At 63.1% G+C, this 7,904-nt stretch carries 11 protein-coding genes; 8 read left to right on the forward strand and 3 right to left on the reverse strand.

The window, feature by feature from the left end; genetic code table 11:
* Positions 1-40: 40 nt before the first annotated feature.
* The 5 genes from FS320_RS16160 to FS320_RS16180 all read left to right on the forward strand — a co-directional run bounded on the left by FS320_RS16160 (position 41) and on the right by FS320_RS16180 (position 4,898).
* Complete coding sequence (locus FS320_RS16160; RefSeq protein ID WP_338105371.1) at positions 41-1,843, forward strand: sensor histidine kinase; 1,803 nt, start codon at positions 41-43, stop codon at positions 1,841-1,843.
* A complete protein-coding gene (locus tag FS320_RS16165; RefSeq protein ID WP_152712874.1) occupies positions 1,843-2,103 on the forward strand; it encodes a sensor histidine kinase in 261 nt (86 codons plus the stop codon). The genes FS320_RS16160 and FS320_RS16165 overlap by 1 nt, the downstream gene beginning before the upstream one ends.
* A 249-nt stretch (positions 2,104-2,352) precedes the next feature.
* Positions 2,353-3,651 (forward strand): amidase, encoded by a 1,299-nt coding sequence (locus tag FS320_RS16170; protein WP_152712875.1) that lies wholly within the window; start codon positions 2,353-2,355, stop codon positions 3,649-3,651.
* A gap of 135 nt (positions 3,652-3,786) precedes the next feature.
* Complete coding sequence (locus tag FS320_RS16175; RefSeq protein WP_420846738.1) at positions 3,787-4,185, forward strand: YbaN family protein; 399 nt, start codon at positions 3,787-3,789, stop codon at positions 4,183-4,185.
* A gap of 374 nt (positions 4,186-4,559) precedes the next feature.
* On the forward strand, positions 4,560-4,898 hold the full coding sequence (locus tag FS320_RS16180) for a hypothetical protein (RefSeq protein WP_152712876.1): 339 nt from the start codon (positions 4,560-4,562) through the stop codon (positions 4,896-4,898).
* Positions 4,899-5,068: 170 nt separating this feature from the next.
* Here FS320_RS16180 and FS320_RS16185 read toward each other — a convergent pair whose 3' ends face one another.
* The gene (locus tag FS320_RS16185; protein WP_152712877.1) at positions 5,069-5,335 is read right to left on the reverse strand and encodes a hypothetical protein; all 267 of its coding nucleotides are present in this window, start codon (positions 5,333-5,335) and stop codon (positions 5,069-5,071) included.
* A gap of 243 nt (positions 5,336-5,578) precedes the next feature.
* Here FS320_RS16185 and FS320_RS16190 point away from each other — a divergent pair, with 243 nt between their 5' ends.
* The 3 genes from FS320_RS16190 (at position 5,579) to FS320_RS16200 (ending at position 6,845) form a co-directional block, all read left to right on the forward strand.
* The gene (locus FS320_RS16190) at positions 5,579-6,151 is read left to right on the forward strand and encodes a PRC-barrel domain-containing protein (protein ID WP_152712878.1); all 573 of its coding nucleotides are present in this window, start codon (positions 5,579-5,581) and stop codon (positions 6,149-6,151) included.
* Positions 6,152-6,256: 105 nt separating this feature from the next.
* Positions 6,257-6,454 (forward strand): hypothetical protein, encoded by a 198-nt coding sequence (locus tag FS320_RS16195; protein ID WP_152712879.1) that lies wholly within the window; start codon positions 6,257-6,259, stop codon positions 6,452-6,454.
* Positions 6,455-6,557: 103 nt separating this feature from the next.
* Positions 6,558-6,845: a hypothetical protein gene (locus tag FS320_RS16200; protein ID WP_152712880.1), complete on the forward strand. Its 288-nt coding sequence runs from the start codon at positions 6,558-6,560 to the stop codon at positions 6,843-6,845.
* Between the two features lie 99 nt (positions 6,846-6,944).
* On the opposite strand, the gene FS320_RS16205 is transcribed toward FS320_RS16200, so the two are convergent.
* Both FS320_RS16205 and FS320_RS47175 read right to left on the reverse strand, forming a co-directional pair.
* A complete protein-coding gene (locus tag FS320_RS16205; RefSeq protein WP_152712881.1) occupies positions 6,945-7,679 on the reverse strand; it encodes a hypothetical protein in 735 nt (244 codons plus the stop codon).
* A 45-nt stretch (positions 7,680-7,724) separates the two neighbouring features.
* Positions 7,725-7,904, reverse strand: a 180-nt coding sequence (locus FS320_RS47175; RefSeq protein ID WP_210252207.1) for a hypothetical protein, incomplete at its 5' end; no start/stop codon positions are given.

The raw sequence follows: 7,904 nt of genomic DNA on the forward strand, positions 1-7,904 counted from the left end.
CCGGAATCATCCTGAAGGAGCCCGCACCTCGTTGCGGCAGGTGTTGTGGGGGCTGGTTTTCGTTCTCGCGCTGCCGACCATTCTGGTGGCCGCAGCGGGTCTCTATTCCAGCTACCGGGCCGAGCAGCAGGCCACCGATCTGCGCATGCAGGAGACGGCGCGCGCGCTGAGCCTGTCGCTCGATCGCGAGATCGAGAAGTCAGCGGTGGCGCTGCAGGTTCTGGCCCAGTCGTCCAGCCTCGCCAGAGGAGACTTCGAAGATTTTTATCACCGGGCGAAGAACACCGGTCTCGCAGAACCCTCTTGGATCGCTCTTTTCGAGCCCGGCAGCAGGACCGTCTTCAACACCCGTGTGCCCTACGGCGTTATCCTGCCGAACAGCAATCGCCCGGAGCTGTTGCGGCGCGTTCAGGAAACCCGCAGGCCGCTCGTGTCCGATCTCTATGTGGGCTCACTGACGGGGCAGCGTCTGGTCACCATCGATGCTCCTGTCATCCTCGATGGGCGCGTCGCCTACATCCTGTCGCTGGCGATCACGCCGGATGCTTTCCAGGACATCATCCGCGATCAGAGAATCGACAATGGGTGGAACGCCGCGGTGCTCGATCGCAGCAGGAGGATCGTGGCTCGCTCCCGATCGCCGGAGCGGTATGTCGGGCAGCTCGCCAGCCCTTACGTTCAGGATGCCCTCGCGGCCGCGCAGGAAGGACGTCTTCGGAGCGTCACGCTGGACGGCATCCCGGTGCGCACCTATTTCAGCCAGTCGCCGGCCTATGGCTGGACTTTCGTGATCAGCATACCGGAAGCGGAGCTAGCGAAATCGGCTCAGCGCTCCCTCTTCTGGCTCACGATTCTCGGTGCCGTCATCCTGGGCGGCATTCTCCTGGCGGTTCTGCTCTCCCGCTCCATCGCCAAACCGGTCGACCAGCTCGTGGCCGCGGCCCATGCCCTCGGACGCGGGGAGGAGGTCTTCGATCCGGCCACCACACGGGTTCTGGAATTCGACACTATCAAGAAGGCGCTCGTCGAGGCGGCCACGGGCATCCGCAAGCACGAACGGGACCGGGAGGAGGTGCTCGCCCACATGGCCGAGAGCGAGGCGCGCCTGCGCCTGGCCCTCAATGCGGGCAATTTCGGCTCCTGGGAGTACACGCCGTCCACGGGGGCTCTGACCGCATCTCCCACGTGCCGCGCCCATTTCGGTCGCGAACCCGATGAGCCGTTCTCGTATGCCGATCTGGTCGCGTCGATCCATCCCGACGACCGCGCCATGCAGGCTGAAGCCGTCGCGCAGGCGCTCGCAACCCGGTCGGATCTGCACGTGGAGTATCGTGTGATCCGGCGCGACGGCAGCGAATGCTGGATCAGGGTCAGCGGCCGGATGAGAAGCGGATCGGACGAAGAGACTTCCATGGTCGGCGTGTCCCAGGACATCACCGAGCGGCGGCTTGCGGAAGAACGGCAGGCGCTTCTGCTCCACGAGCTCAATCACCGGGTCAAGAACACCCTGGCGACCGTTCAATCGATAGCATCCCTGACCAGACGTTCTGCCGAGACCAGCGATCCGACCGCCTGGAACGCGTTCATGGACCGGCTGCATGGGATGGCCAAAACCCACGACCTTCTCACGGCCACCCAATGGCAGGGTGCGCTGCTGGAAGACGTGCTGAAGAACGAGCTGGAGCCCTATCAGGACGGGATGCGGCAGCGCATCCGCCTGCGGGGCCCGAAGATCAACCTGCAACCGGGCGCCGTCCTGGCCCTGGGGCTTGCGGTCCACGAACTGGCACCAATGCCGTCAAGTACGGCTCTCTCTCGGTTCCGGACGGCAGGGTGCACGTGATGTGGGCCGTCACCGCGGGGGCCGGCCAGCCCGCGCTTCTCGTGGAATGGGTCGAGAGCGGCGGCCCGCACGTCAAGAAACCCGAGCGTCAGGGCTTCGGATCCAAGCTGATCCAGCGCGGCCTCGCACAGCAACTGGGCGGCGAGATCAAGCTCGATTTCGTGCCGACGGGGATTCGCTGCGTCATCACCTTCCCGATTTCGACAATGGCATCCGATCAGAACGACATGGATGAAGCCCGCGGGCGCTATGCATCGTGATGAGGAACCGCATGTTACACGCCGTGTCGTTCCCGGTGAGGGAAGAGGGCGTCAGCTTTAAGAGCATGATAGCTTGAGGATATCACGCCACGTCATCACCGGCCTTGTGCCGGCGATCTCGATCGGTTAAGCGCGGCGCTTCGAACAATCGGGATGGCCGGGACGGGCCCGGCCATGACGGCGGAGGGAATGTACTGGTGTCATTCCCGACCGATTTTTTAAGCCATTGTCCACTCATCCGGTGCCTTCATGACGACGATCAGAGACAAGGTCGAAACCATTCTGGCGCGCCTCGCCGGCCGTGCGGCCGACGAGCGGGTGTTTCTGCGCCTCTATGAGGATGCGGCCCGTCTTGCCGCCGATGCGGCCGATGCGCGACAGCGCGCAGGCCTCTCGCTCGGCCCGCTCGACGGCGCGATCGTCTCGATCAAGGATCTCTTCGATGTGGCAGGCGAGACGACGCTTGCAGGCTCGATCGCTCTGCGCGACGCGCCTCCCGCCGACAGGGACGCGCTCATCGTTCGCCGCCTGCGCCAGGCGGGTGCCGTCATCATCGGTAAAACCAACATGGTGGAGTTCGCCTTCTCGGGCCTCGGCCTCAATCCCCATTACGGCACGCCGGGCAATGCCGCCGATCCCTTGCGGATTCCAGGCGGCTCGTCCTCGGGTGCGGGCGTCTCCGTGGCGGAGGGCACGAGCGAGATTGCCATCGGCACCGATACCGGCGGCTCTGTCCGCATTCCGGCGGCACTCAACGGCGTCGTCGGCTTCAAGCCGACCGCGCATCGCGTGCCGCTCGACGGCGCGTTTCCACTCTCGCCCAGCCTCGATTCCGTCGGGCCTTTAGCCCGCTCCGTTCAGGACTGCGCCTTCACGGATGCGGTCATGGCGGGCGAAGAGCCGCGCGTGTTGAATCCGCATCCCTTGGCGGGTCTGCGGATCGGTGTTCCGCGCGGACGCCTGTTCTCGCAAACAGAGCCGATGGTGGAGCAGGCTTTCGAGGCTTCGCTGACGCTCCTGTCCAAGTCAGGTGCGAGGATCGTCGATCACGGCATTGAGGATCTGCTCGAGATCATGGCGGACGCCACCGTCGCTGCCTCCATCGCGTCCATCGAGGCGTCCGAAGTTCATGCGGATTGGCTGGACGAGAAGGCGGCGGACATCGATCCGCGCGTGCGCTGGTGGATTGCGCGCAGCGGCACCGTGCCGGCGCCGGTCTATATCCGCATGCTGCGCCGCCGACATGCGCTTGTCGCGGCCATGGACGAGCGTCTGTCGTCTCTCGACGTGTTGGCGCTGCCGACCACCGCCATCTCGGCACCGCTGACCGCGCCCCTCGAAACGGACGACAAGCTCTACAACAAGACCGACGGGCTGATCCTGCGCAACACCATGTTCGGCAACCAGTTCGATCTCACCGGCATCTCCCTGCCGATTCCCGGGACCGAACGGCCGGTGGGCCTCATGCTCGTGGCGCGAAATGGTCACGACCGGCGGCTTCTGGAGATCGCCGCAAGCGTCGAGACGATGCTGGCGCAGGGATCGTGAAGGAGCATCGTTGCTGCGAGCCGAAGGTCTGCATCAGCGAGAATTCGAGGACCCTGTTCCGCGCGATGCGTTAAGGCACAGGATCGAACGATCGGGCGTTGTGCTCATTCCGGATCGGTCCTTGCGAGAAGCTGGATGATGCGCCGCTTTTATCTCTGTCTCGGCTATGGGAGCCTGGCACTCGGCATCGTCGGGATCTTTCTGCCGATTCTGCCGACGACGCCTTTCGTGCTCCTGGCCGCCTGGTGCTTCGCGCGGTCGAATCCGGCTCTCGCCGAGCGGCTTTATCGCCATCCTCGGTTCGGCCCGCTGCTGACCGCATGGCGCGATCAAAGGGCGATTCCGCGGCATGCCAAGATCTATGCGCTGACGACGATTGCCCTGTCTTATGCCTTGATCCTATGGCTTACGGAAAGTCGCATCCTGCCTGTCGTTCTCGCGGCGATCATGGGCAGTGTCGCGCTCTACATCGCAACACGTCCGACACCGCGCGACCATGCTGATGTCACGTTGTCGGATGTTCGCGATCGATAGGAGCGGAGCGCGCGCATTGTCATTCGGCAAGGCTATATAAGAGCGCTGTCTTTGCAGCGCTTCTCATGTTTGGCCAAGGTTGCGCCATGTTGCGGCCCAGGTTCCGGGTACGCTGCAGGCTTCACCATTGAAGGAGCCACATCATGCGTAGCCTCAGCTTGTCGGTATTCCTGCTCGCGTCTGCCGCGATGCTTGCGCCGCTCCTGCTGGCATTGGCCTATGCAATGAGTGTATTGATCTCGGCCTTGATGTTTCCCTGAAATGTTATCGCTTCCATTGTTTTTTCATTGAGCAATTGACTGACGACATGCAGCGGTTTGGAACCGCATTTGTGAGCGGGCGTTGGATTGCGATTGTTGAATAGGACTTTTCCAATGCGAAAAATCGTTTTCCTTGCCGTCGCCGCGATGGGTTCATGTCTCTTCGTCGCCTCGCCGTCGTTGGCCCAGCCCCAGATCCAGTTCGGCATCGGACCCGATGGTCGTCCGCAGGTCGGCGTGCGCGATCCCGAGCAGGAGCGCTATGAGCGCCGCGAGCGCTGGCGTGAGCGTCGGCAGGAGGATCGTTCCCGCGCCTATGAGGCCGGCCGCCGGGATGCGCTGCGTGAAGAGCGCCGTTACGATCGCTACGAGAGTCGCTGCCGCAACATCACCATTCAGGAAGAGAATGAGTGGGGCCGCACCGTCACGCGGCGGGTCCGTCGCTGCGATTGAGGCCGCCCGACCCCGGGTGTCGGGCCACTTGCTTTGCTGGCACGCCAAGCGGAACCCGAGATCCGCTCAGCGAACAGTGGCTCCGGCTTTTCGTCCCCGACGATGCGCTCATTTGAGAGAAGGAGCATCGGAACTGAACCCGAGAGCGGGTCGGTTTTGGGTCCGATGCTCTATGGCCGAGGGTTCGCGATTTCCGCCGTGAGCTTGGGAAGTTCCTTGGTCATCCAGTCGATCATCTGATCGCTGGTTTTCAAATGGGCCGGCATGGGGATGAACGGCCCATGCGATTCGTAGATGGCCATGGGGTCCCGTGCCCCGAGAATGGGGTCGAGATCGCCCTCGATCTCGGGCGTGATGGTTCTGCCGCCGAACCACGTGAGAAGCAGCAGGAGCATCCCGATGGCGCCGGCCAGAACGACGAGCAAGGATATTGCCAAGTCTGCGACCACTTGTTGTTTCCCTGAGCCCCGAAGCGCTTCTTGAGGAGAGCCTATCACCGAAAGACCTGCGCTCCAACGCGGCAAAGCGGGTCGCGCAAGGCAGCGTCGTGCCTCGATTTTCGCAGATGCGAGGAACCGTGCTCAAGACCTTGAGGTTGAAACTTAAATAACCTCATGCACGACGACACAGCCATGAGGGTAGGGGTGCGGAGCGATCGATCCTGTCGGATGGAGGCGCCCATGAGAACGTATTACGTGTTCCGGTCCACGACGACTCCCGATCTGCGCGGCTTCACGGAGAGTGCGGCGGGCGACACGCTGCCGGCCGAACACGGGCCCTGGGCTCTCGACCGGAAGGTCGGTCCCGATGATGAGTGGACGCTCAATGTCAGCCGGGCCGTCGTGGCGGCCGGGATCATCGAAAACGGCTTCTATCTCTGGGGTCCGATCAACCAGACGGCGGCCTGGCATCCGGTGATCGAGAGCGACCGTGTGGAAGGCACGGCCGTCTACGGCCCGGAGGGGACGCAGATCGGCACCATCAAGCGCCTGCTGATCGAGAAGGTGAGCGGACGGGTTCTCTATGTCGACGTGACCTTCGGCGGCTTCCTGGGAATCGGGGTTCATCATCATACGGTCCCGTGGGACAAGCTGTCCTACGACAAGGAGCTCGAAGGCTACCGCACGGACGTGACGGAAGCTCAGGTGCAGAGCGCTCCCGCGTTCTACGGCGACGACCGGATCTGGCCCGACCGCAAGCGTGAGCAGGAGATGCGGGATTACTGGCACGACATCCCGAGAGGTCCGATCTGATCGCAGAGCCTGACGCGCAGGAGCCGCGCTTTCTCCCGCCAAAGCCTCACGGTGGGGGCGCGGGACTGCTATGATGGCTTCGTCCCCTGGTCCCTGGAGGGTGCCATGATGGAGCATATGTTCAAGGTCGGCCAGGTCGTGCGGCCCCGATCGACCAATCACAATCTGCCGAACGACCTATTTCGGGTTCTCCGCCTCCTGCCGTCGACGGCGGGAGGCGTCCCGCTCTACTGCATCAAGAGCCAGGCGGAGCTGATCGAGCGGGTCGTCGAGCAGAACGAGATCGAGGCGGCGCCGCGCTGATCATTGAAGGTTGCGCGGCGGGTCGCCAAAGACATTTTTGTTTCATGAAACGTAAAGCGAAGTAATGCGTTGAGCTTCCATGTGCCACAGGCGTGGAGATGGAATGATGAAGACTTCAACTTGGCTATTGGCTGCTGCTTTACTTGGATCGACCGTCGTAATTTCGACCCCGTCGTCTGCTCAAGTGCAGTTCGGCGTTGGTCCCGATGGCCCGAGCGTCCGCGTTGGGCCGGATAACGACCGCTATGAGCGCCGTTACATCGAACGCCGCCGCGGCTACGACAGGGACGACCTGTCGACCGGGAGCGTCGAACGGTGTCGGACGGTCGTGATTCGCGAGGAAGAGCCTGACGGTGACATCGTCACGCGTCGCGTGCGCCGCTGCCGTTAACGTCCACAAACGATCCTTGAGAAGGGCCCGAGAGGAGCGCTGCCTCTCGGGCCCTTCTCGTCGCGTGGACTCATCTCAACACCGCACGTGCGCTAGCGCTCAGGCGGCCGCCGCATGCTCTGTCCGGTAGGATTCCACATCGGCCGTAATCGCCGGCGTCATCATGCGCCCGTGGTTGATCAGGGCAGCGACGCTGGATGCCAGCGTCAGCGCGGCCCGGTCCGACCGTCCGAGCTGCAGGCAGTGCACGTAATGCCGCATCAGCTCGACCGTGACGTAATGAAAAGCCACGTCCGACCCGCGGGCAACCTTCATCCGCCGCGAGGCCGTCATCAGCTTGTCGAGGTGCAGGGATTGTTCGATCTGCGGCTCCGCCAGAAAGCCGCTCAAGCCCCCGAACATGTGCTCGAAATGGTCCCACAGGAGAGCCAGGTTCTTGGCGGCCTTGTCCTGCTGGTCCGGTGCAAGCGCCTGGAACTCGGCCAGGAGTTCCCAAACCGGATCGGATTCCAGCGCCTCGTCCTCCGCGCTGGCAATCGGAATGAAGGGCAGCAGCGCCCGTGTGTGCGAGAGCAAAGCGGGGCGCAGCGCATCCCACCCGGCGAACACCTTGGGCAAAACGATCAGGGCGGTCGCGAGAACGGTCTGGTCGAGCACGGCGCCGGTGCGCTCGAACGTGGGGCGCGCCGCCTGCCTGCAGGTCTCGATGAACCGCCAACGCAGAAGACACAGCCTGTAGAATTGCTCGACTTTCTCGAGGAGGGCGTTTTGCGGTTGATGATCGACGGACCAGGGGAAGGTGAAGTCACTTCGAGACTGAGGCGGGCTGCTCATGAGGCTGATGATCCGATCCGCAAATCGCTTTCGACACAGGTCCGGTCATACAAGAGCAATCCAGGCAACTTTGAGGCTCTTGCACTGCATTGGGTAGGTAGTCGGCCCTGAATAATGCGGCGGCACGCGGCTGGCGCTGGATTTCAGGCGACCTGAGAAGTATCCGATTGCGCGGATGAACTCATCAGGGCTGCCATGAGCCAAGCGATAAAAAGCCTGAGCCAG

The sequence above is a fragment of the Microvirga tunisiensis genome (assembly GCF_009296175.1).
Classification (GTDB): Bacteria; Pseudomonadota; Alphaproteobacteria; order Rhizobiales; family Beijerinckiaceae; genus Microvirga; species Microvirga tunisiensis.